The organism is Diaphorobacter sp. HDW4A, assembly GCF_011305995.1.
Taxonomy (GTDB): Bacteria; Pseudomonadota; Gammaproteobacteria; order Burkholderiales; family Burkholderiaceae_C; genus Diaphorobacter_A.
The window spans coordinates 5,055,144-5,079,984 of sequence record NZ_CP049910.1 but is presented as its reverse complement, the minus strand read 5'-3'; the positions used below and the strand labels follow the sequence as shown (position 1 = coordinate 5,079,984).

The window sequence follows — 24,841 nt, the reverse complement described above, 5'->3', positions numbered from 1 at the left end:
CTGCGGCGCGCGGACCGTGAAAATCGGGAAATGGTGGGTGCTTCCATCGCGCCTCAGAAGTGAATGTTGCCGCACATATGCACGCAACAGATAGCGCTGGATAGTGCGTTCTCGCATGTGTGATCTCCCGTGTTTGCATGCAGTTCGACGTGCCCATGTGGGGCTGTAGATGCCAGCAGCAGGAGCCACGCGTGCGCAGGTCGCCAGAGTCCCATGCGGTCGGAAAAGGTGTTCCGTGAGCGTGTATCACGCCCCCTTTCTGCGGCTCCGATTCTCAAATAAATGTTGCTGAAAACCGGCATCGCATCTGACACGTTTTTCTCGATGGCTGTCACTGGTTTTGCGGCAGGTCAAAAAATGAAAGTACATTCATTTCTTGCAATGCCTGAATTTTGGGCAATTCGCAGCATCCAAGGCGGAGGAGTTTCGGAAAAATTCGGAAATTCTGGTTTTCCTTCACTTTTCTGCGCGATTTTTTTACTTTTTTGTCGCTAAAACAGAAGTGCCTCCAGCTTTCCCTTTGGAGACGATGGGCGTCACACCCATGTCACTCCTTCCTCATACTTTTGAAGGCCCAAAATGGCAGGTTTTTCGGTGTTTTGCACATTTTTTAAGCAATATAGAACTTTTGCTCACGCTACTTTCAAAGCATCGTTCTACATACAAAAAATTGTACTAGTACAAACAATACAATGTATGGGATGAATTGGTCAGTACAGAATATCCAGGGAAGCAATGCCCAAGACATTGCCAGCAGTATCGAAACTTCTCTTCGCAGCGGCGAACTCCAGGCAGGCGACGCTCTGCCCGCCGTGCGGCATCTCGCGACGCAGTTGGGTGTCAACCCAAACACGGTGGCTGCCGCCTATGCGCGACTGAGAGATGCCGGGCGTCTGGTCACTTCGGGCCGCCGCGGTACGCGGGTGGCGGGAGAGGCGGTGCAGATGCCTGCTGTCTACGTGGTTCCGCATGGTCTACGCGATCTGGCCAGTGGACAGGTAGATCCCACGCTGCTTGCACAGCTGCGCGCGGGTGCCTGGAACAAGCTGCGCGTCTTTCTCGCGCCGCCGACATCTGGCATAAGCAGCCCATCCGGTGAGCTCGGCGATGACGAGGAGCTGCTCTGCGTCACGCGTGAATGGCTGCAGTCGCAAGGCATTCCATCGCAATCCTCTGTGGGCGTTTTCTCCAGCACGCTCGACACCATCGAACGCTCCCTGCGCCAGCACGCGCGTCCGGGCGACCGCGTCGCTATCGAAGACCCTTGCTGGCCGCCATTGCTCGCGCTGCTGCGCAGTTTGCGTCTGCGTCCCGTGCCCCTTCCCATGGATGCGCAAGGCATCCAGGTGCCCCCAGCGGGTGTGCTCGCGAGCTGCGCCGCCATGGTGCTCACGCCGCGTGCGCACAACCCCACCGGTGCCAATCTGCGTGGCGATCGCTGGCGCGCACTGCGCAAGCAATTGCGAGCGTGTCCGAACACGCTCGTCATATTCAACGACTACTGGGGCCTGCTCAGCAAGACTCCGTTTGTCTCGGGCGGTGGAAAGAGTGGCAGCCACAACAGCAATGCACTGCCACCCAACTGGCTGTATGTGATGTCACTGGGAAAGGCGCTCGGCGCCGAGATGCGCGTGTGCATTGCAGCCGGGCTTCCCGATCTCATCGACGGCATGCGTGCGCATCATGCAATCGGCCCGCGCAAGGTGAGCCTGTGGCTGCAGCGCTTCGCCGCGCTGTTGTGGCGTCAGTCCGTCAAGGGGCGGGGACGGGGATCATTCACGCACATGCAGGGCAACTATGCCGCGCGGCGACAGGCACTGTTGGCCGAGTTGCACAAGCACGGCGTTGCGCTAGATGTCGATTTGGACGGTGAAGGATTGCACCTGTGGATTGGTGTACCCGATGAGCTGACCGTCGTTCAAGCCATGGCATCACGTGGATGGGCCGTTCAGGCGGGATCGACGATGTCGCTGATGAACTCGCCCGGCATCCGCATCAGCGTGGGCCAGATCGACAAGCGGGATGCGAAACGCCTGGCGGCAGATCTTGCCGGAGCGCTCAGTCTGCAGGTGCGTGCGGTGTACTAGCGCGCAGGCTGATTCATCATGCTTCGTTTCGGGTATGGCGTGCCAACCATTGCGCCACCCCTGGCTTCGCGCATCGCTGCAGTCCGCTGAGCAGCTCATGTCCCGGCTGCTCGATGCCCCAGCGCGATTGCAGATCCTGCTGGATGCGTGCGAGCAGCGAAGCCGCCATTTCCGCATCTGCCAGCGCCCGGTGCGCACGCCCCGCGCGCGGCAGGCCGAGGTGGTCGACGATGTTGCCAAGGCTGTGGCTGCGCGCCTCCGGATAGAGGCGGCGCGAGAGCAGCACGGTGCAGGCGAATGGATGGCGCGCGGTGATGCCCGCCATCTGCATCTCGGTGCACCAGAACTTGCTGTCGAACGAGGCGTTGTGCGCCACCATCGGTGCGTTATCTACAAAGCGCGCGGCCTTGCGCATGACATCTTCGGCATCGGGCGCATCGGCCACCATGGCATTGGTGATGCCGGTGAGCTGGGTGATGAACGAGGGGATGTAGACGCCCGTTCGCATCAGGCTCTGGAAGCGGTCCACGACCTGGCCGTCCTGCAGCAGCACGATCGCGACCTCGGTCGCGCGTGCGCCTTGGACGGGCGTCATGCCGGTGGTTTCGAAGTCGATGACGGCGATGGGGGAAGAGGAAGGCATGCGGCGATTGTGCATGCATCCCCGTGTACCGGTTTGGATCAGGATGCGTAGCGTGATGCGTAGCTTGCGGCCCGCGCGTCGAGCTGTGCCTGACGCTCCGCATTGCTGACGAATTTCGTGGTTGCGGGCAGCACGCTCTTCAGATCACTCAGCTTCACCAGCTGCACGCTGGCCGACGGGCCGCCGTTCGTTGTCGTCGCGGGCAGACCCTGCCAGCGCAGATTGAGGAAGCCCTGATGCAGACCGACGGTGTCCACCCAGTTGTACACACCCGGATCCTTGGGCGAGACCACATAGGTGTAGGTGCCGTCTGGATTGGCGACGGACTGCGCGTTGTTCAGCGTCTGCGTGTGGTTGATGTAATCCGTGGTGATCAGCCAGCGGCCGTAGGCGGGCGCGATGAAGTATTTCGCACCGCCCAAGCCCACGGTGATCACCAGTGCCTGATCGTCAGTGAGATCGAAGGCGCTGTAGGTGGCGGCCTGATTCGCGAGGCGCCCACCGGTACCTCCGAGCGACGGCGCGGGCAGCGTGTTGTTCGCCTGCGCGTGGCCGAGCGCGTTGTACGTGGTGAACGCGGCGCCGCCGGACGTGGTCTGGATGGATGTGGCGAGCGCGGTGATCAGCTCGTCATGGGTCTTGGCCGTGGGCGCGGTGCCGCTCGTGCGCTTGAACTGCACGGAGTTGAACTGCTGCTTGCCCCACTCGCTCACCGTGTCGCGAACAAATAGTGAGCCGGTGCCGGAGGCGAGCTGTATATGGTTGCCCGTGCCGCTGGTGGCTGCATCGAGCGTGATGGAGTAGTTGCCGTCGGCGTTGGTTGCGAGCTGGTCGGGGGCGATGTTGGCCAGCGTGGCATTGGTGGTGCTGTAGAGGCTGAAGTTGAAGTCCACCGGCGCGGGCGAGCCGGCCTGGCCCGAGACGGTGTAGGTGGCCGTCGCATCCAGCGCGGTGCGGCGGTAGATGGTGTCCGGATTGTCGAAGGCCACGCGCGAACCCGGCACGCTCGTGCCGAACCACGTGTGCGGCGCGGCCAGGATCGAGATCGCTTGCGGATTGCCCGAAGCCAGCGCCGCGAGACTCAGCGCGGAGGAGTAGACCGCTTCGTCCACGGCCTCATCGAGGTTGGTGAGCGATTCAGCCGACACGCCGCCCACCTTCTGCGCGGCAGCGAGCCACTGTGCCCTGAGCGCGGCCTTGGCGGTGATGACGGCGGGGGCCCGTACCAGCGTGATCGCCAACTTTTCTGCTGCGATCTGATCGACCGTGGCCAGCGGATTGCTGCTGCCGGAGAAGCCGCTGCTCACGCTCGCGTTTGAGCCGCCACCGCACGCAGCGAGCAGCAGAGGAAGAGGCAGCAGCAGGGCGACGAAAGAGGTCGGGCGCAGTCGGTGAAGCATAGGGTATGGACACACAGGTTGTTGAAAAAAAGGTGTCTCGACTCTAGGTGTCCACGCCGCGCCCGCGAAGCGCGAAACTTGCATATCGACATGCGGACTTGTTGCTTGCCAACCGCCGCCGTTGCCGACAATCAGAACGTGTTTACGATCTCATCGCGAGGCTTGCAGGATGCGGAACGGGATGGGTTGCAAGGCGCGAACCGCTCGAGGCCGCGCCTGCAAGACGGCGTGGAGATCGCAAACACGTTCTCACACCTGCCTTCGCTCCAATGTGAACGGCGGCAGCCCCTTGAGCAGCATCTGCCCGTAGTTCGTGCGCACCAGCCGCTTGTCGTAGCAGTAGACATGCGCGCGGTCTTCTTCGGTGCGGATGGCGCGGCCGGCCCATTGGGCGAGGCGGATGGCGGTGGCGGGCACGACGAGTTCGATGAACGGGTCGCGGCCCGAGCCGCGCAGCCATTCGGCGCGGGCCTCGCCGACGGGGTCGTCGGGCGGCGCGAAGGGCAGCTTGGTGATGAACAGCGATTCGCAGAGCGGGCCGGGTAGATCGAGCCCTTCACCGAACGACTGCATGCCGAAGATGATCGACGGCATGCCCTCGGCCACGCGCTCGCGGTGCTTGGCCAGCAACTGCAGGCGGGGCAGGGTGTTTTGCACGAGCACGATGCCGCGCATGACCGTGGGCAGGGCGTCGACGGCCTGGCGCATCTGGTCGCGCGAAGTGAAAAGCACGAGCGCACCGGCCTCGACCATCGCCAGATCGGAGAGCAGCGCGTCCACCATCTCAGCGGTGAAGGCCTGCGCATTCTTGGGATCGGCGTTCGTCTCCGTTGCGACGAAGGTGCCCTGCAATGCGTAGTCGAAAGGGCTGGGCACTTCGAGCGTGGTTACCGCATCGTCGCCGTGCAGGCCCGCTTCGCGCAGAAAGAAATCGAACTGTCCGCAGCTCGTGAGCGTGGCCGATGTGAGCACCGCGCCGCGCACGGCGGACCACAGGTGGTTGCGCAGTGTGTTGCCGGGCAGCAGCGGGCTGGCGTGGGCCTTGACGACGATGTAGTCACCGTCGATCTCGAGCGTGAACCACTTCGCCGCAGGTGCCGCGCCTTCTGGCGTGTCCTGCAGCAGCAGCGAGGTGGTGGCGTGCACGCTCTCCAGGCGAGGCGCGAGCGCGCCGATCTGGGCATAGAGCGTGGACAGGCGACGTGCCTCGTCGGGCTTGTCCTTGATCTCGCTGCGCAGCGCCTTGGAGATGGCGCGCAGCGCGGTGAGAAAGCCTTCTGCGTGGTGCGCCACCTGCGACAGCGGCTCGATCAGCTCGGCAGGCAGCACGCCGCCGGGCACGCGGGCGCGGGTGATGTTGTTGTAGGGCGTGGAGTAGCGCGGCGCTGAGTTGCCAAAGCGGCTCGTGGCGGCATTGTTCGTGCCCCCGCCAAAGCCTTGCCTCGGAGACTTGAGCTGCTCGCCGTAGAGGTCCATCACCAGCCGCGCCACGTCCTGCAGCGCGGTGCGCAGGCGCGCGGAATCGGTGGGAATGTCGGCCACTTCCTCGACCTCGACGAGCTGGCCGATGCGCATCGCGCGGCTTGCGAGCTTGTCGATCCAGGTCAGGCGCGAGAGATCGGCCTCGCAGCCGAACTGGTCCAGCGCCGTGCCGGGCAGATGGTGCGCCTCGTCCACCACCAGCAGGCAGTTGTCGAGCTCGGGCAGCAGCCGCGCGCCAAGCGAGGACAGCAGCAGATCGTGATTGGCGACGATGACCTGCGCGGCGACCAGCTCCTTGCGGCGCTCGAAATATGTGCAGTTGCTGAAGGCCGGGCAATGCTTGCTGGTGCACGAACTGGCCTCCGCCGCGACGGGGCTCCAGACCTCGGCCTCGGGCGGCGTGTCGAGCGTGTCGCGGTCGCCGTCCCACGCGCCGCGCGCCAGCGCATCAGCCATGCTGGTGTAGAACTTCATGCGCGCCTCGGATTCGGCACGCGGGCGCTTGGCGCGCTCGGCCGCCTCCTCTTCGGCGAACAGATCGTCGTCGGCCATGCCATCGGAATCACCCGACGCATCGGAGCCGGCCGCCAGCCGCTCGAGCTTGAGCTTGCAGATATAGCGCCCACGCCCCTTGGCCAGCGCAAACTTGAACGGCTTGGGCATGTGGGCGGCCAGCGCGGGCAGGTCCTTGGTGACCAGCTGCTCCTGCAGTGCCACCGTGGCAGTAGAGATCAGCACGCGCGTGCCACGCTCCAGCGCCATGGCAATCGCGGGCACGCTGTACGCCAGCGACTTGCCCACGCCCGTGCCAGCCTGCACCACGGCAATGGCGCGCTTGGGCGGCTCGGCACCTTCATCGTCCGCATCCACCTTGCCCAGCTCCGCCAGACTGAACGCATGCGCCACCTGCTCGGCCATGCGCCGCTGCCCCGCTCGGCTGCGAAAGCCGCCCGTGGCCTGAACGACGGTGTCAAACGATTTCAGGGCCTGAGCGGCCCAATCCTGTGCGGACATGGGGGCGGATTGATTGATGGGGTCTTGCTTCCTCGCTCGCTTGGCGGGAGAGGGCTGGGGTGAGGGTTCTTTTGCGTTGTACCCGCCGGGCGGTACTGTGCTTTCATCCAGCGATCTTAGCCGAAGCGGCTTTTGAGCGCTGACGTGGGGGTGTCTTGCTTTGGTCGCTGGCCACGAAATTCTTTTGGGAGGGAGCTGACGATGGGAGGCTGAGCAGCGATTGCTGCTGCTCATGGCGGCATCACAACCGGTCAGTCACCGTTAATTGGCGGTCATCAGAGCACTATGAAAGGCGGCCGCCCAGCGACAAGTTTCAGGAGAGCTGCCGACATTGCCTCCCGGCGGGGTGCTGATAGTCTGCTACCGCTGCGCATGATTAGGTGCTGTCAGCCATCAGCAGTCATTGAGCTGTCAAGGTTGGACGACTGCAATCAGCCTAAATCTGCCAGCCAGCAACCCACCCTCGACATCTACTCAACCGAAGCGGTGCTCTCCTTCTTTTCACCCCCCACCCTCCCCAAGAACCCACTCCCCCTCTCCCCATGCCCCAGCAGCGTCAACTGCTGCTTCGCCCGCGTGATCGCCACATAGAACAGGTTCCGCTCCTCCGTCGAAGTCCCGTTCGCCGCAGGAAACTCGCCCTGCGTGAGATGTGGAACGAGCACGTGTTCGAACTCCAGCCCTTTCACGCTCACGATGCTGGCGATCTGCAGGCGTTTGCTGTCTTTGAAGTCGCGTTGTTTCTGCTCCAGCGTGTTCAAAAAACTGAAGTAGTCAAACGCTGAGTTGAACCGGCTCGCAGCGAGTTGCAGGCCTTCGATGTTCGACAGGGCCTCGGCACGGCGGTCTTTGGAGACGTAGGCTTCGTTGATGATGGATTGGATGTCCAGCGCTTTCAGAAAGTCTTGTAGAAACGTTGGGCCGCTTTGTGTGGCAGCCAGTTGCTGCGCGGCTTGCAAGCGCTTTTGCAGATGGGGTTCTGCGGTGCGCAGCACCTGGTTGTTGAAGAACGAGGTGAGGAACATCGGGTTGTCGCGCACGGCGCTGATGGCGTCGGCGAGCAGCGTGGCCTGGCTGTCTTCGGGGCGGTTGGCTACTTCGATGCGGGTGCCGCTGAAGAAGTGCAGCGCCGTCAGCACCTGCTCGCGCGTGTCTTCGTGCGTGAGGCTTTGCATGTCGTCAGTGGCAACCGCCATGAGGCCGCGAATGAACAAAACCTCCGGGCGCTTCAAGTAGCTTTCGAAGCCGCTCATGGCATACGGCAGTTCGTTGTCGATGAGCAGGTTTTCCATCAGCACGGATTGCACGGGGTGGCGCAGCAATATGGCGAATTCGCTCATGTTGCGGCGGGTGCGTTTCCATTCCTTGGCGGCGTCGATGACAAGGCTGGCGCATTCCTCATTCGATGTGAATGTCTGCAGTGTGATGCGCGTGTCGTGCGCGGCGTTGGAGCTGTAGGGCTTGTTGGCCACGCGCCCGGCTTTGGCGGCCAGGCTTTTGCCGAAGCGGTAGCTGTGCGTGAGTGGATAGCGTTTGATGGCGCGTGAGGTGTGTTCTTCAATCGCGTTCTTCATGAAAACGGCATCTGCGCCGGTGGCTTCGTGCACCACCTGGTCGACGTCGCCCATGCCGCAGAAAAAGCTCTTCGATGTGTTGAGGATTTCCACCAGCACGCGGAACATGGCGAAGTTCAAGTCGTGCATTTCATCGATCAGCACGATCTGCGCGGTGAACGGCCAGTTGCGCAGGCCTTGGACGTTTTCGCCATCGACAAAATGGCGGGCCAGATCGTAGGTGGCATCGGCCTCGCCTCGGAATTTGGGCGTGTCGGCGTTTTCCTGACGGCGAATGCGCTCATAGGCCAGATACACCCTGAGCTGCGTGTAGTCGATGCCGATGCTCTCGGCATATTCGGGGCTTACGCGCGTGCCGTCGCGTTCGAGCACATCGCGCATCGTTCCCTTGAGGCGCGTGTTGATCTTGAGGAACTCCTCCACAAACCAGCTGTCGCCAATAGCCGGCATACTCAGTTCGTCCCGCCAGCGTTCGGATTCGTCCTCCTCCACACGCTGCACAGCGTCCCAGAAATACGTGCGCAGCTGCTCGTTCTCGTCCACATAGTCCACGCGGTGGTCGTCGATGCCTTTGAGGATGTCCTTGCTGAAGTCTTCAAAGGTCTGGATGCGCAGTTGGCCGACGTCATTGCGCGCGACGCCGATCTGCAGCAACGTGCGCTGCAGCGCTACACAGGCCGGCTGCGTGTGCGTGAGCGCGATGATCCGGTGCGTGGGCACGCCGCGCGCAAGGCTCTCGGCCACCCGCAGCGCGAGCGTGGTGGTCTTGGCTGCGCCCGCATTGGCCTCGACGATGATGGTGCGCTCGGACGCCACCTGAATGGCGCGCTGCTCATCGGACGGCGTGATGACTTTGGGCGCGAAACGCGCGGGGGTGCTGGCGGGCTGGGACATGGGTGAACTGTTGGGGAAAACAGCGCTAGTCTTGCACAGCCGCGCGATCAGTCCAATGAATGCACGCGCAGACGTCGCACGATCACGCCATTGCGCGCTTGCAGCCGCTGCACCGCGTTGGCGGCCAGCGAATCGACCACAGGTGCCGTCAACAGCACCAGTGCGGGCGCAGCGTCCTCGGCGTGCATCCACTTGCGGCGCAGGACTTGCAGGCCGGATTTTTCCAGCGCGCGCACGGTGCTCGCCTCGCACAGACCCGTGTCGCAGGCAACGCGCAACAGCTGCGGCGTGACGACCTCGCTGATCGGCAGCACGGCTGGCGCAGCGTCATCTGCATGCAAACGTGTGCCCAGCGTGGGCACGCTTCGGTCCTGGTGTGACGCAGGCAGACGCGCCAGATCGATGAGATCGGCCACCACGGCAGAGGCAGTGGGCTCCGCGCCCGCACCCGCGCCGCTGTAGAACGCCGGGCCGCTGGCATCGCCATGCACCAGCACGCCATTGGTCGCGCCATCCACATGGGCCAGCGCGTGGCGCTCGGGCACGAGGGCCGGATGCACGCGCAGCTCCACTGCAGCACCTTGGCGGCGTGCGGTGGCGAGCAGCTTCACGGCGTAGCCCAGCTCGGCCGCAGCGGCGATGTCGGCGCGCTGCAGATCGCGAATGCCCTCGATATGCACGCTGTCGAAATCCACCGCCATGCCAAATGCATTCGCCGCCAGCAACGAGAGTTTGTGCGCGGCATCGATGCCATCCACATCGAACGACGGATCGGCCTCGGCATAGCCGAGTTGTTGGGCTTCGGCTAGCGCCTGTGCAAACCCCAGACCGGCATCGCGCATGCGCGTGAGGATGTAGTTGCTGGTGCCGTTCAGGATGCCGGTGACTGAGTCGATGCGATTGGCCGCGAGCGCTTCGCGCAGCGTCTTGATGATCGGAATGCTGCCCGCCACGGCGGCCTCATAGGCGAGTTGGCGGCCGTGCGCGGCAGCCGTCTCCGCGAGGTCTTCGCCATGCACCGCAAGCAGCGCCTTGTTGGCCGTGACCACATGCTTGCCCGCTGCCAGCGCCGCCTGCACCCAGCCACGCGCAGGGCCAGTGCCGCCGGCCACTTCAACGAGCACATCCACGTCGGGATGCGTGGCGACGTAATGCGGGTCGCCGCTGAGCTCGACGTTTTGCAGCGCCAAATCCCCCAGCTTCTCCGCCGCTCGCACCCGATCGCGCACGGCGATGGCGACGATCTCGACGGCGCGGCCCGCGCGTGCGGCGATCAGCGACTGGTTGCGCTTGAGAACCGTCCACGTGCCCATGCCCACAGTGCCGAGGCCGATCATGCCAATGCGAAGGGCAGGTGGTGTGGTGGTGCCCGCTGCTTGTGCGATGGCGTTCAGTGGGGCGGGGCGAAGGCGTGGTTCGCTGTACATGGTGATGGACCTCTCCAAAAATGGCCTGAACAAATCGCTGTTCTCAGGGCCGAAAAACAAAAAACCCAGCTTGCCAGCTGGGTCGTCCGTATTTGGGGAGGGGATGATTCCAGGTGGCTGCCGGTACAGCCACCTAACACGCGCTAGGTAGCTGTGTTGGTAATAATCATCGTGGTCATTCGGGCACGGGCCGGGGACGCGCACTGGCTTGCGCTCGCGCCTGTGGGGCGGAGTGCTTTTTGTGCTGCGTGTTGGGCGTGTGTGCTGAACATTTGGCTTTTAGTGTAATGGATTTTTTCTTTTGGTTGTTTTGAGGGGGGAGGCCGGGTCTCGCCCCGGCGGGCGAGTAACTTTTTGGTCTTGCCCAAAAAGTCACCAAAAATGCGCTTTGAATACCTCCGGCAGAACTCGACTGCGCGCTGCGCGCTCCGCTCGGACAACCGCCGGAAGTCAGTTTGGAAGAGGTGCTTTTGGCACGTCGCTTCGCTCGTGCTGCATCTCGCTTTTGCGAGATGCATGGCGCCTTCGGCGCGCGGTATTGCTCCCTCGCCTCCTTTTTTGGGGGAGAGGGCTGGGATGAGGGGGCAACCCCATCAAAGACGTTCGCCACGCGCGCGATTCCCAGCCCTTCTGCCTACGCCTGATTCTGTCGATTCGTTCGGCGGTTTGGATTGGCAAGTGCCAATCCAAACTTCAAGAACTGACTCACGGCGGCTGTTTGAGCGGAGTGACGAAGGAGCGAAGCGAGTTCCGTCGTGCGTCGAACGAATCGACAGAATCAGGTCGCCCGCCGGGGCGAGACCCGGCCAGCAGGAGCCTGCAAGAAGCATTGCACTCTCAGCAACCCAGCAGGCACGGAGCTTGCAAGCCCGACAAGCATGCCTCCCCCTCTCCACTACCTCATTGCCGCACGCCAGTCCGAAATGACGGAGCTGGAACAGATCCGAAACGCCTGTGCGCTGGTCACTCGCGTCTCCGCGCTGATCCATCAGCTGCAGAAGGAACGTGGCCTGTCGAATCTGCTGCTCGCGAGCGGCGGAATGCAGGGCGCGGCTGCGTTGGCGCAGCAGGTGTTGGCGGTGGACGAGGCCATCGCCACGGTGCGTGGCGAGCTTGATGCGATGCGGACGAAGCAGCCGTTCGCAGCCGGGCGGCATGCGGCGCGGTTGTTCAATGCGATTGCCTATCTGCTGCAGGGGCTGGAGGCGCTGCCCGCGTGGCGCGGGCGGGTGCGGGCGTTGGTGCCCACTCCCGAGGAGAGCACGGCCGCGTTCATCCGGTTGGTTGCGGGCTGTCTCGCGCTGGTGTTCGAGGCAGCGGACAGTGCCTGTGATCCGGACATTTCGCGGCTGCTGGTGGCGATGTTTCACTTCATGCAAGGCAAGGAGCTGGCGGGGCAGGAGCGGGCCACTGGCGCGGCTGCGTTCGGTTCGGGCGTGCAGGAGGGGACGCGGCAGCGGCATTGGCTGCATCTGATCGAGTCGCAGGAGCAGTGCTTTCAGGTATTTGCCGAGTTTGCGCCGCCCGCCGTGGTCGAGCAGTGGCGCGCGGATGCGGAGCATTGCCCGGACATTGCGACGATCGAGCGGCTGCGGCGTGTGGCCTGCACGGCTCAGACGGGGGATGCGCTGGATGTGTCGCAGGGCGAGCGCTGGTTTGCGGCGTGCACGATGCGGCTGGACGCGATGTATGTGGTGGAAGGGCGGCTTGCCGATGGGCTGGCGCAGATGTGTGCGGCCAAGCTTGAGGTGGCGTGCTCGGCGATGCAGGTGCTGCTTCGGCAAGAGGGGCAAGGCGCTGATGATGAAAGAAAAATGGACGAGGGCTTGGCGTTCTTCTCGGCCCCGGTCCAGGGGCCGAGCGGAGCGCTGACGCTCGCCACGGGCTACGGGCCGCAGCTTGATCGCTCGATTCTGAGTCTGGTACAGGAGCAGGCGCAGCGTCTGCATGCGATGCAGGCCGAGATCGACACGGCACGCACCGCACTTAATGAGCGCAAGGCCATCGAGCGTGCCAAGGGCGTGCTGATGCATTTGCGCCAGATAAGCGAGAGCGATGCACACAAGCTCATGCGGCAGACGGCCATGAATCAGAACCGGCGCATGCTGGACGTCGCCGAGGCGGTGTTGTCCACGGCCGATTTGCTGCCCAACGCGGGTAAATGAGCACGTAAGACAGCCTTCAAATTCGCACCAAAGTGCGGCACGGACGCGCGAATGGATTGCTGCAATGCACCATGAAAGGGAAAAAGAAGGGCGGCAGGAGCGCGTGAAGCTCAGAAAAGCCATGGCACGGATCGTGCGTGCTCTTGATCGCAAGAGCTCACCAAAGGCGGTCGGGCTCGGCAGCATTCAAATGCTGCCAGCGAATTTCGGACAACGGTGTCCCCCTTCTTCCGGTGTGTGCGCAGCGTGCACCGGGCAAGGTGGATGCCGTTTTTTTTTGCCCCCACGACTGATCTTCGATGGAGTTCGAATCATGAAAAAGAATGAAGCCACGACGTCTGCCTCTTCTGTGGAAAGCAACGACGACGGCCACAACACCAACAGCCGTCGCCAGTTTCTGCGCACCAGTGCGCAGGTGGCCGCGGGTTCGGCGCTGTATGCGACGCTCGGCCATCACGGCGTGTGGGCGGCGGGCTCGGATGCACCCGAGAAGAAGGAAGTGAAGATCGGCTTCATCCCGCTCACCGATTGCGCGAGCGTGGTGATGGCCTCGGTGCTGGGGTTTGACAAGAAATACGGCGTGACGATCACGCCCACCAAGGAAGCCAGCTGGGCCAGCGTGCGCGACAAGCTGGTCAATGGTGATCTCGATTTTGCCCATGTGCTCTACGGCATGGTCTACGGCCTGCACCTGGGCGTGGGCGGCCCGCAGAAGGACATGGCGGTGCTGATGACACTGAACCGCAATGGTCAAGCGATCACGCTGTCCAAGAAGATTGCGGACAAGGGCGCGGTGGATGGTGCGAGCCTCGCCAGGCTCATGAACACCGAGAAGCGCGAATACACCTTCGCGCACACCTTCCCCACCGGCACGCACGCGATGTGGCTGTACTACTGGATGGCGAGCGCGGGCATCGATCCGTTGAAAGACGCCAAGATCATCACCGTGCCGCCGCCGCAGATGGTGGCCAACATGCGCGTAGGCAACATGGACGGCTACTGCGTGGGAGAGCCCTGGGGTCACCGCGCGATCATGGACAACATCGGCATCACCGCGGCGACCACGCAGGACATCTGGCGCGACCATCCCGAGAAGGTGCTGGGCACCACCTCCGACTTCGCCACCAAGAACCCCAACACCGCGCGCGCAGTGATGATGGCGATCATCGAGGCGGGCCGCTGGATCGACGCGAGCCTGCAGAACAAGATGAAGATGGCGGAAACCATCGCCGCCAAGTCGTACGTGAACACTGGCGTGGATGCCATCAATCAGCGCATTCTGGGCCGTTATCAGAACGGCCTCGGCAAGACCTGGGACGACCCGAACCACATGAAGTTCTTTGCCGATGGCGATGCGAACTTCCCGTACCTCTCGGACGGCATGTGGTTTCTCACGCAGCACAAGCGCTGGGGGCTGCTCAAGTCGCATCCCGACTATCTGGCGGTGGCGAAAAAGATCAACCGCATCGACCTCTACACGCAGGCGGCGTCGCAGCTCAAGGTGAGCGTGCCCAAGACGCCCATGCGCAGCAGCAAGCTGATGGACGGCGTGGTCTGGGACGGCAGCGATCCCGTTCGCTACGCCGACTCCTTCAAGGTCAAGGCCTAACCAATTCACCGGGAGCAAACCATGGTCAGTGCAGTTTTCCACGATCCCACGGCCGCCGTGGCGGATGCAGAAGTCACGACAGCCAAGTCCGCTGCGCGAGCCAAAAAGGAAACCGTACCAGTGCTGAAAACAAGTTCCAGAGTGCCCCTGCACCAGCGCCTTGGCGCGCTGCTCAACCGTGCGCTGCCGCCGTTCCTCGGACTGGCGCTACTCGTGGTAGTGTGGTCCATCGTGGCGCGCGGTGATGGCATTCCCGGGCCCATCGCGACCTGGCAGCAGGCGGTGGAAGTGTTCAGCGATCCGTTCTACCGCAACGGGCCCAATGATCAGGGTGTGGGTTGGAACGTGCTTGCCTCGCTCGAGCGCGTGAGCATCGGCTTCGGTCTGGCGGCGCTGGTGGGTATTCCGCTCGGCTTCGTGATCGGGCGCTTCGACTTTCTCTCGCGCATGTTCAATCCGCTGATCAGCCTGCTGCGCCCGGTCTCCCCACTCGCGTGGCTGCCGATCGGCCTGCTGGTGTTCAAGGGCGCGAATCCGGCTGCGATCTGGACCATCTTCATCTGCTCGATCTGGCCGATGGTCATCAACACGGCGGTGGGCGTGCAGCGCGTTCCGCAGGACTACATGAACGTGGCGCGCGTGCTCAATCTGAGCGAGTGGAAGATCGCCACCACCATTCTGTTCCCTGCCGTGCTGCCTTACATGCTGACCGGCGTGCGCCTGGCCGTGGGCACCGCGTGGCTGGTGATCGTGGCCGCCGAGATGCTGACGGGCGGCGTAGGCATCGGCTTCTGGGTGTGGGACGAGTGGAACAACCTCAACGTCAAGAACATCATCGTCGCGATCTTCGTGATCGGCATCGTCGGCCTGTTGCTGGAGTTTGCGCTGGTGAAGCTGGCCTCCGCATTCACATTCGAAGAGGTGAAATCATGAGTGCAGTTCTGAATGCCGAAAGTTTTGGCACCACGGCCGCCGAGGTGGCCCATGCGCGCTACATCGATGTGCAGAATGTGGAGCAGACCTTCAAGACCGCCAAGGGAGTGTTCCCCGCGCTGCGTGACGTGAACCTGCGCATTGCGCGCGGCGAGTTCGCGAGCCTCATCGGGCATTCGGGTTGCGGCAAGTCCACCCTGCTCAACCTGATTGCGGGGCTGACCACGCCGACGGCGGGTGTGCTCGTCTGCGCAGGTCGGGAGATCAAGGGGCCAGGCCCCGAGCGCGCGGTGGTGTTCCAGAACCATTCACTGCTGCCCTGGCTCACTTGTTTCGACAACGTGCATCTCGCGGTCGAGCGCGTGTTTGGCCGCAAGGAATCGAAGGCGCAACTGGCCGAGCGCACCCACGCGGCGCTCGCGTTGGTGGGCCTCACGCATGCGGGAGAGAAGCTGCCCGGCGAGATCTCGGGCGGCATGAAGCAGCGCGTGGGTATTGCGCGCGCGCTGTCGATGGAGCCTCAGGTGCTGCTGATGGATGAGCCGTTCGGCGCGCTCGATGCGCTCACCCGCGCCAAGCTGCAGGACGAGCTGCTCGAGATCGTCGCGCGCACGCAGTCCACGGTGGTGATGGTCACGCACGATGTGGACGAGGCCGTGCTGCTGTCCGACAAGATCGTGATGCTCACCAACGGCCCTGCGGCCACCATCGGCGAGGTGCTGCAGGTGCCGCTCGCCCGCCCGCGCAAGCGCGTGGAGCTGGCGGACGACGCCGAATACCAGCGCTGCCGCAAGGCGGTGATCGATTTTCTCTACACGCGCCAGGCGCATGTGGAGAAGTCCTGAGGCAAGCATCGAAGCGGTACCTGATCGCACCGTTGCGGTGCGAAGGGTGTGAAGAAAGCGTGCCGAATGTTGGCACAGGGTTTGCATGATTGAACGCGTGGCCAAGGTGGGCCACGGGGTTGAGGGGCAACGTAGCTTCGACACCCAGGACAAAGACGTCTGACGCGAAACATGGCTTGGCCATGGGATTCGTGCAGGCGTCTTTTTTGTTTTTGCCCACGGAGAGTTCAGATGAAAAAATCCAGACTGGTCATGATCGGCAACGGAATGGCGGGCGTGCGCACGCTGGAAGAGCTGCTCACCATTGCACCGGATCTCTACGACGTCACGGTGTTCGGCGCCGAGGCGCATCCCAACTACAACCGCATCCTGCTCTCGCCTGTGCTGGCCGGGGAGCAGACGCTCAAGGACATCGTGCTCAACGACTGGTCCTGGTACGAAGACAACGGCATCACGCTGCACGCGGGCTACACCGTGACGAACGTGGACCGCACGCGCCGCATTGTGCACGCGGTGAATGCCAAGGGCGAAGAGATCAGCACCGGCTACGACCGCCTGATCATGGCGACCGGATCCAACCCGTTCATGCTGCCGATCCCCGGCAAGGACCTGCAGGGCGTGCTCGCCTATCGCGACATCAGCGACACGCTCGCGATGATCGACGCCGCCGCGACCTACAAGCATGCGGTGGTGATCGGCGGTGGCCTCTTGGGGCTGGAGGCGGCCAATGGCCTGATGAAGCGCGGCATGAGCGTGAGCGTGGTGCATGTGGGCGACTGGCTCATGGAGCGCCAGCTCGACGATGTGGCGGGCGACATGCTGCAGAAATCGCTGGCCGAGCGCGGCATGCAATTCTTGATGAAGGCGCAGACTCAGGAACTGCTGGGCGACGACGCGGGCCGCGTGCGCGCCGTGCGCTTCAAGGACGGTGCGGAGGTGCCAGCAGAGCTTGTGGTGATGGCCGTGGGCATCCGTCCCAACACGGCGCTGGCTGAGCAGATGCACTTGCATGTGAATCGCGGCATCGTGGTGAGCGACACCATGCAGACCGTGACTGATCCGCGCATCTACGCGGTGGGAGAATGCGCTGCGCATCGTGGTGTGGCCTATGGTCTGGTGGCGCCATTGTTCGAGCAGGGCAAGGTGCTTGCCAACCATCTGGCGGAGTTCGGCATCGGCCGCTATCTGGGCTCGCTGACCTCGACCAAGCTCAAGGTCACGGGCATCGACCTGTTCTCGGCGGGCGATTTCCAGGGCGGAGACGACACCGAAGAAATCGTCATGAGCGACCCGTTCGGGGGCATCTACAAGAAGCTTGTGGTGAAGGACGACAAGCTCGTTGGTGCCTGCCTCTACGGCGACACGGTGGACGGCAGCTGGTACTTCAAGCTGCTGCGCGAAGGGCGCAGCATCGCCGACATCCGCGACAAGCTGATGTTCGGTGAGTCCAACCTCGGCGACACGGGCCATCAGGGCCAGAGCAAGGCCGCCGCGATGGCCGATAGCGACGAGGTCTGCGGCTGCAACGGCGTGACCAAGGGCACCATCTGCAAGGCCATCAAGGAGAAGGGCCTGTTCACGCTCGACGAGGTGAAGAAGCACACCAAGGCGAGCGCGAGCTGCGGCTCCTGCACGGGGCTGGTCGAGCAGATTCTGATGTTCACGGCGGGCGGCGACTATTCCGCCACGCCCAAGCTCAAGGCCATGTGCGCCTGCACCGAGCATGGTCACCAGGCCGTACGCGATGCGATCCGCGACCACCATTTGTTGAGCACCTCGGAGACCTTCGCGTTCCTGAACTGGCGCTCGCCCAACGGCTGCGCTACCTGCCGCCCGGCGGTGAACTACTACCTGATCAGCACCTGGCCCAAAGAGGCGAAGGATGATCCGCAGAGCCGCTTCATCAACGAGCGCAGCCACGCCAATATCCAGAAAGACGGCACCTACAGCGTGATCCCGCGCATGTGGGGGGGGGAGACCACCGCGTCCGAGCTGCGCCGCATCGCCGATGTGGTGGACAAGTACCAGATCCCGACGGTGAAGGTCACGGGCGGCCAGCGCATCGATCTGCTGGGCGTGAAGAAGGAAGACCTACAGGGTGTGTGGAACGACATCGGCATGCCCTGCGGCCATGCCTACGCCAAGGCGCTGCGCACGGTGAAGACCTGCGTGGGCAGCGAATGGTGCCGCATGGGCACGCAGGACAGCACGCAGCTCGGCAAGGATCTGGAGCGCGCGATGTGGCGCATGTACGCACCGCACAAGGTGAAGTTCGCGGTGAGCGGCTGCCCGCGCAACTGTGCGGAATCGGGCATCAAGGACGTGGGCATCATCGGCGTCGATTCGGGCTGGGAGATGTACGTCGCGGGCAATGGCGGCATCAAGACCGAGGTCGCACATTTCTTTGCCAAGCTGAAGACCGCCGAAGAAGTGATGGAGTACACGGGCGCGTTCATGCAGCTGTATCGCCTCGAAGGCTGGTATCTGGAGCGCACCGTGCACTACGTCAACCGCGTGGGGCTCGACCATGTGAAGCGTCGCATTCTCGAAGACGAAGCGGGCCGCAAGGCGCTGTGGGCCGAGCTGCAGTTCGCACTCGCCGGCGAGCCCGATCCCTGGTTCGAAACGGAGAAGGCCTCGGTCGACACACGCCAGTTCATTCCGCTGGTTCCCGTTCTGTCCTTGAACAATGAAACACGCGCCAAGGAGTTCTCATGAGCGATAAGCATCCTGATATTCATGACTGGGTCGTGGTCTGCACCGTGGACGACATTCCCGCGCTCGGCGCGCGCCGTGTGGCGCGCAAGCAGGGGCTGGACGTGGCCGTGTTTCGCAGCGCGGGCGACCAGGTGTTTGCGCTGCTCGACCGTTGCCCGCACAAGGGCGGCCCGCTGTCGCAGGGCATCGTGTTCGGCGAGAGCGTGGCCTGCCCGCTGCACAACTGGACGATTGGTCTGGCGACCGGCGAGGCCGCAGCGCCCGATGAAGGCCGCACGCCGCGCTTTGCGGTGTGGGTGGATGCGGGGCTGGTACATCTGAGTGCGTCGGAGCTGGCGGAGCTGGCGACCGAATTCACCCGGCCGCATGCCGGCCCCGCTTGCAGCATGCATGCCAGCGGTCAGCAGCGCATCCCCATCGCCGCGTTGAACAGTCGCTGACAAACACCGTCCATCGACCACCCACCCCATAGCATCACTTTGCGAGCCGCCATGCAAGAGACCCAATCCACCTGCCCCTACTGCGGCGTTGGCTGCGGGGTGATCATCGAAAGCGATGGCCACGCGATCACCGGCGTGCGCGGTGATCCGTCGCATCCCGCGAACTTCGGCAAGCTGTGCACCAAGGGCAGCACGCTGCATCTCACCGCGAGCCAGGCGCTGCAGAACCAGTCGCGCCTGCTGATGCCGCAACTGCGCGCCAGCCGCGACGCCAGGCCCGCGCCCATTCACTGGGATTCGGCTATCGCGCATGCGGCCACGCGCATGGGCGACCTCATCGGGCAGCATGGGCCGGATGCGGTCGGTTTCTACCTGAGCGGCCAACTGCTCACCGAGGACTACTACGTCTTCAACAAGCTAGCCAAGGGGCTTGTCGGCACCAACAACCTCGACACCAATTCGCGCCTGTGCATGAGCAGCGCGGTGGCAGGCTACAAGGCCACGCTGGGCGCGGATGCACCGCCCGCGTGCTACGACGACATCGACCATGCGGGGTGCCTTTTCATCACGGGCAGCAACATGGCGTGGGCGCATCCGATTCTGTTTCGGCGGGTGGAGGAGGCGCGCGCGGCCAATCCGAATTTGAAGATCATCGTCGCCGATCCGCGCCGCACCGAGACGGCGGAGCTTGCCGATCTGCACCTGCCGTTGCAGCCCGGCACCGACGTGATGCTGTTCCACGGGCTGCTGCACATCATGCTGTGGGAGGGGTGGGTGGACCAGCCCTACATCGCGCAGCACACCAGCGGTTTTGCGGAGCTGAAGGCGCTGGTGCGCGATGCGACGCCCGAGAACGTTGCTGCCGTTTGCGGCGTGAGCAAGGATGATCTGCTGACCGCGGCGCGCTGGTTTGCGCTCGGCGGTGATGGCCCGGCAAAGCACGGCACATTGAGCTTCTATTGCATGGGCCTGAACCAGAGCAGCAGCGGCACGGCCAAGAACGCAGCGCTCATCAACCTTCACCTTGCCACCGCGCAGATCGGGTGCGAGGGCGCGGGGCCGTTCTCGTTGACCGGCCAGCCCAATGCGATGGGCGGGCGCGAGGTGGGTGGGCTGTCGAATCTTCTGCCCGCGCATCGCGACATGGCCAACCCTGCGCATCGCGCCGAGGTGGCGGCGTTCTGGGGGGTGGATTCGATTCCGGCGCAGCCGGGCAAGGCGGCGATCGAGATGTTCGAGGCGGCGGCGGATGGAGAGATCAAGGCGCTGTGGATCGCCTGCACCAACCCCGCGCAGAGCATGCCCGATCAGGCGCTGGTGCGCGCGGCGCTCAAGCGTGCGGAGTTCGTCGTGGTGCAGGAAGCCTTCGCCCACACTGCAACCACCGCCTTTGCCGATCTGCTGCTGCCCGCCAGCACCTGGGGCGAAAAGCTTGGCACGGTGACCAACAGCGAGCGCCGCATCTCGCGGGTGCGCGCCGCTGTCGCTCCGGCGGGCCAGGCGCGGCACGACTGGCAGATCGGAGTGCAGTTTGCGCAGGCGCTGCAGGCAAGAATGTATCCGCACAAGCCGCATCTTTTCGACTACGACACGCATGACGCTGCGGCGGGCGCCGAGGCCATCTGGAATGAGCACCGCGAGAGCACGCGCGGGCGCGATCTGGACATCACCGGCCTCTGCTGGAACCTGCTCGACCAACAAGGCCCGCAGCAATGGCCCATGCCCGAGGGGGCGAGCCAAGGCAAGCCGCGTCTGTATGAAGATGGCGTGTTCCCCACCGAAGATGGCCGCGCGCGCTTTGCCGTGCAGGCTTTCAAGCCACTGGCCGAGCCGCGCGATGTGCGTTATCCATTCAGCCTGAACACCGGGCGGCTGCGCGATCAATGGCATGGCATGAGCCGTACCGGGCAGCTCGGTCGCATGTTCTCGCACGAGGCCGAGCCGCAACTGCAAGTGCATCCGCAAGACATGGAGCGCTTGCAGTTGCAGCCGGGCGATCTGGTGCATGTGACGAGCCGGCGCGGCGCCATCGTGCTGCCCGCGCGGGCCGATGCGCAGCAGGCGCGCAATCAGGTGTTTCTGCCTATGCACTGGGGTGGCGAGTATCTGGGTGGCCGCGCGTCGACCGGGCAGTCGCTCGCGGGCGTGAATGCGATCACCACGTCCGAGCGCTGCCCACAGTCGAAGCAGCCCGAGCTCAAACACGCGGCGGTGAAGGTACTCAAGGCGCAGATGCCGTGGAGCTGCCTTGGCATGGCTTGGCTGCCGGAGGACAAGGTGCTGGCGACGCGCGATGCGCTGGCAGCGTTGATGCGCGAGTTCGATTTCGCCAGCTGCGTGCTGATCGGCAATGCCGTGTCTCTCGCCGACGCGGCGAAGGCGCGGACGGGCGTGCAGTTTCGCGCAGCAGCCTACGAGGCGCCCGATGCCAGGGTGCTTGCGCGGCTAGCCGAGCTGCTCGCGCTCGACGAGCCGCAGGTGCTGCGTTATGTGGATGCGCGTCGCCAGTGCAGTCGCACACTCAAGCTCGTGCGCGGCGATGCCGAAAGCGTGCGCGAAACCCGTCTGGCAGGCTTCTTGCTGTGTGGTGATGCAAGTGCCGGTCAATGGCTGGGCGATGTGCTCAAGGGTGAGCTGTCGACACAGCCGTATGGCCGCATGCTGCTCGCTTCCGGTGCGAAGGCGCCCAGCGTTGCACCACCGCGATCACGGCAGGTCTGTGCATGCATGAACGTGGGCGAGCAGGAGATCGTTCGTTGTCTGCAACAAGCTGCGGGCGGCGACGAAGCCGAACGCCTGAATGGCCTCAAGAGCCAGTTGGGCTGCGGCACCGGTTGTGGTTCGTGCATTCCGGCACTCAGGCAGTGGGTGCGCGATGTGCAACCGCAAAGGCAAGTACAAGCTCAGACAGCTTGAATGACAGACGAAGAGCATGGAGACAAGGAGCACATCATGACGACGATGAATCACTTCCCGAACCCTGAACTCACGGGACGCTGCTTTCTGGTGGGCGCTGGGCCTGGCGATCCGGAGCTGTTGACTCTCAAGGCGCTCAAGGCGATTCAGAGCGCGACGCTGCTGCTGGTGGACGATCTGGTGTCTGACGAGATCGTGGCGATGGCTTCCACCGCGGCGCGGGTGATCCGCGTGGGCAAGCGCGGCGGCTGCATCAGCACGCCGCAGGAATTCATCGAGCGGCTGATGCTTATGGCCGTGCGCGAGGGCGAAATCGTGGTGCGGCTGAAGGGCGGCGATCCGTTCATCTTCGGGCGTGGTGGCGAAGAGGCCGAGCACCTGCGCGCAGCGGGCGTGCAGGTCGAGGTGATCAACGGCATCACCTCAGGCCTCGCCGCGCCAAGTTCATTGGGCATTTCGCTCACGCACCGCGAACATGCGCATGGCGTGGTGCTCGTCACCGGCCATGCAGGCCATGGCAACGAGGGCGTGAACTGGCGTGAGCTGGGGCGCATGGCGCGCGAGGCCAAGCTGACGCTGGTGATTTACATGGGCGTGTCGTCCGCACGCGAGATTGAATCGGGGCTGTTGGCCGGAGGGCTCGGCGCGCAGACACCTGCTGCGTTGATCAGCAACGCAAGTCAGCGTAAGCAGGCGCATGTGATTGCCGAGCTTGGCCAGCTCGCCGACACGCTGCAGGAGTCGGGATTGGGCAGTCCCTGCGTTTTCGTGATCGGCGATGTGGTGCGCACCGGTGACCCGGTGGCGCTGTTCGGCGACGGTAGTTACTTTCGCGTCGCCGAACGTCAGGCTGTCAGCTCACCAGCGTGGCGGTGAGGGTGATCTCGGGCACGCTCGCCAGGGCCTTGGACAGCGGGCAGCCCGCTTTCGCCTCGGCGGCGATCTTCTGGAACTGCTCTTCGCTGATGCCCGGCACCTTGGCGCTCAGCGTGAGCGCGATGCGGCTGATCTTGAATCCGGCACCCTCCTGAGTCAAGCGCACCTTGGCCGAGGTATCCACCGTCTCGGTCTTGATGCCCGCGCCATCGCAGGCAAACGAGAACGCCATCGCAAAGCAGGCCGCATGTGCAGCGGCCAGAATTTCCTCGGGGTTGGTGGCCTTGCGGTCATCACCAAAGCGGCTGGCGAAGCCGTAGGGCGCCTTGTTCAGCGCACCGGTTTCGGTGGAGATTTCTCCTTTGCCTTCCTTGCCGGCGCCTTGCCAGTGGACGGATGCGGACTTTTCTGCGGACATTGATGGCTCCTCGCTGCGGGCGAACCCGTAAAAAGTGGATCACAACACAGGCCGATTGCACGCCGCTGTGGGACGAGTGGACTTTGCTTGTCGGTCGATTCCTACAAGCGTGCGTCGATCCTGCGGATCCCTACCTTACCAAACGTTAATGAAAGCTTTATCCACAGCCTGAAGTGTCCTGCCTAGCATCGCGTCCATTGATGAGTACGAGGTGCGAGATGGTCAAGCAAATGGTGAGACAAGGCAAATGGGCGGGGCGCGTTCCCGCAATGGCGTTCGGACTGACGGCGAGCCTGCTGCTCGGCGCGGCGCTTTCGGGCTGTGATTCCTCTTCGGCGGCAGCGCCCGCAGCGGCCGAGGCGCCGCAACCCAAAAAAGCGGGTAACGACTCCAACCGCGACGTGGTGCGGCTCGAATCGGCGTCGGTGAAGATGCTGGGCATCGAGCCCGTGGCTGCCGCGAGCGGCACCCAACTGGCCTGGGCCCCCGCGCAGGTGGCGTTCGTCGAAGACCGCACCGCCGCAGTGTCGGTGCCGGTGGCTGCGCGCGTGGTGTCCGTTCAGGCCCATGTGGGCGATGTGGTGAAGGCGGGCGATGTGCTCGCCACGCTGGTGAGCCCCGATGCGCTGCGCACGCGCCACGAGCTGGCCGCAGCGAAGTCTGCGCGCGACGTGGCCGCCGTGGAGGCGCAGCGCTATCAGACCATGGTGGACAAGGGCGTGGGCATCGATGTGGACTTGCGTGCCGCGCAGGCCAAGCTGCGCGAATCGGGCCAGGAGCTCTCGCGTGCATCCGGCACGGTGGCGTTGCTCGGTTCGGGCGATGGCGACAAGCTGGTGCTGCGTGCACCACGCGCGGGCGTGATCGCCGAGCGCAAGGCGCAGGTCGGTGCTGCCATGGACGCCGGAGCCGCGCTGTTCACCATCGGCGATCCGGGCGCGATGAACGTGGTCGCGCAGGTGTTCGAAAGCGATCTGCAGGGCATTGCCGTGGGCAGCCCGGTGCAGATCGAGGCACCGCAGATCACCAAGCCGATGGCGGGCAAGGTGCGCTATCTGGGGGCCACGCTCGACAAGGATTCGCGCCGCGCGTCGGTGGTCGTCGATCTCGACCAGCAGAACCCTGCACTGCGTGCAGGCATGCAGGTGAAGGTGGGCGTTCAGACATCGAATGCGCACGAGATGATGATTCCCGTGACTGCTGTGCTCATCAAGGATGAGAGCCGCAGCGTGGTCTACGTGCAGCGCTCGGACAACGAGTTCGAGGCGCGGACCGTGCAGCTCGGCCGTCCCACACGTGGCATGGTGCCGGTGATCAGCGGCCTGAAGCCGGGCGAGAAGATCGTCGTCAAGGGCGGCCTCTTGCTCGACGGCGCTGCGAACCAACTGCTCTGAACCGGA

The 24,841-nt window shown here is 63.9% G+C and carries 17 protein-coding genes; 11 read left to right on the top strand and 6 right to left on the bottom strand.

Annotated elements, in window-relative coordinates:
* The first annotated feature begins 282 nt into the window (after nt 1-282).
* Both G7047_RS23300 and G7047_RS23295 read left to right on the top strand, forming a co-directional pair.
* The gene (locus G7047_RS23300) at nt 283-495 is read left to right on the top strand and encodes a hypothetical protein (protein WP_166310448.1); all 213 of its coding nucleotides are present in this window, start codon (nt 283-285) and stop codon (nt 493-495) included.
* 206 nt (nt 496-701) lie between these two features.
* Nucleotides 702-2,087, top strand: a complete 1,386-nt coding sequence (locus tag G7047_RS23295; protein WP_166310446.1) for an aminotransferase class I/II-fold pyridoxal phosphate-dependent enzyme — start codon at nt 702-704, stop codon at nt 2,085-2,087.
* Nucleotides 2,088-2,103: 16 nt separating this feature from the next.
* On the opposite strand, the gene G7047_RS23290 is transcribed toward G7047_RS23295, so the two are convergent.
* From G7047_RS23290 to G7047_RS23270, 5 genes are all read right to left on the bottom strand, one after another.
* On the bottom strand, nt 2,104-2,730 hold the full coding sequence (locus G7047_RS23290) for a PolC-type DNA polymerase III (protein WP_166310444.1): 627 nt from the start codon (nt 2,728-2,730) through the stop codon (nt 2,104-2,106).
* A gap of 38 nt (nt 2,731-2,768) precedes the next feature.
* Entirely contained in the window at nt 2,769-4,130 is a 1,362-nt protein-coding gene (locus tag G7047_RS23285) for a hypothetical protein (RefSeq protein WP_166310442.1), read from the bottom strand.
* A 249-nt stretch (nt 4,131-4,379) separates the two neighbouring features.
* A complete protein-coding gene (gene dinG / locus G7047_RS23280) occupies nt 4,380-6,626 on the bottom strand; it encodes an ATP-dependent DNA helicase DinG (RefSeq protein WP_166310440.1) in 2,247 nt (748 codons plus the stop codon).
* Nucleotides 6,627-7,096: 470 nt separating this feature from the next.
* Complete coding sequence (locus G7047_RS23275; RefSeq protein WP_166310438.1) at nt 7,097-9,094, bottom strand: 3'-5' exonuclease; 1,998 nt, start codon at nt 9,092-9,094, stop codon at nt 7,097-7,099.
* A gap of 47 nt (nt 9,095-9,141) precedes the next feature.
* Nucleotides 9,142-10,521 (bottom strand): homoserine dehydrogenase, encoded by a 1,380-nt coding sequence (locus G7047_RS23270; protein ID WP_166310436.1) that lies wholly within the window; start codon nt 10,519-10,521, stop codon nt 9,142-9,144.
* Between the two features lie 878 nt (nt 10,522-11,399).
* Here G7047_RS23270 and G7047_RS23265 point away from each other — a divergent pair.
* The 8 genes from G7047_RS23265 (at nt 11,400) to cobA (ending at nt 23,023) form a co-directional block, all read left to right on the top strand.
* Entirely contained in the window at nt 11,400-12,686 is a 1,287-nt protein-coding gene (locus G7047_RS23265) for a nitrate regulatory protein (RefSeq protein ID WP_166310434.1), read from the top strand.
* A gap of 313 nt (nt 12,687-12,999) precedes the next feature.
* Nucleotides 13,000-14,295 (top strand): CmpA/NrtA family ABC transporter substrate-binding protein, encoded by a 1,296-nt coding sequence (locus G7047_RS23260; protein WP_166310432.1) that lies wholly within the window; start codon nt 13,000-13,002, stop codon nt 14,293-14,295.
* Between the two features lie 21 nt (nt 14,296-14,316).
* Entirely contained in the window at nt 14,317-15,228 is a 912-nt protein-coding gene (ntrB, locus tag G7047_RS23255; RefSeq protein ID WP_166310430.1) for a nitrate ABC transporter permease, read from the top strand.
* Complete coding sequence (locus G7047_RS23250; protein ID WP_166310428.1) at nt 15,225-16,073, top strand: ABC transporter ATP-binding protein; 849 nt, start codon at nt 15,225-15,227, stop codon at nt 16,071-16,073. The genes ntrB and G7047_RS23250 overlap by 4 nt, the downstream gene beginning before the upstream one ends.
* A 231-nt stretch (nt 16,074-16,304) precedes the next feature.
* On the top strand, nt 16,305-18,791 hold the full coding sequence (gene nirB, locus G7047_RS23245; RefSeq protein ID WP_166310426.1) for a nitrite reductase large subunit NirB: 2,487 nt from the start codon (nt 16,305-16,307) through the stop codon (nt 18,789-18,791).
* Nucleotides 18,788-19,231, top strand: a complete 444-nt coding sequence (nirD, locus tag G7047_RS23240; protein WP_166310424.1) for a nitrite reductase small subunit NirD — start codon at nt 18,788-18,790, stop codon at nt 19,229-19,231. Before nirB ends, nirD begins: the two co-directional genes overlap by 4 nt.
* 51 nt (nt 19,232-19,282) lie before the next feature.
* On the top strand, nt 19,283-22,147 hold the full coding sequence (locus G7047_RS23235; protein WP_166310422.1) for a nitrate reductase: 2,865 nt from the start codon (nt 19,283-19,285) through the stop codon (nt 22,145-22,147).
* Between the two features lie 36 nt (nt 22,148-22,183).
* Nucleotides 22,184-23,023, top strand: a complete 840-nt coding sequence (gene cobA / locus G7047_RS23230; protein WP_240939230.1) for a uroporphyrinogen-III C-methyltransferase — start codon at nt 22,184-22,186, stop codon at nt 23,021-23,023.
* On the opposite strand, the gene G7047_RS23225 is transcribed toward cobA, so the two are convergent.
* Complete coding sequence (locus G7047_RS23225) at nt 23,001-23,441, bottom strand: OsmC family peroxiredoxin (protein ID WP_166310420.1); 441 nt, start codon at nt 23,439-23,441, stop codon at nt 23,001-23,003. The genes cobA and G7047_RS23225 overlap by 23 nt on opposite strands.
* 218 nt (nt 23,442-23,659) lie before the next feature.
* On the opposite strand from G7047_RS23225, the gene G7047_RS23220 reads away from it, so the two are divergent.
* Complete coding sequence (locus G7047_RS23220) at nt 23,660-24,835, top strand: efflux RND transporter periplasmic adaptor subunit (protein ID WP_240939229.1); 1,176 nt, start codon at nt 23,660-23,662, stop codon at nt 24,833-24,835.
* The last annotated feature ends 6 nt before the right edge of the window (nt 24,836-24,841 follow it).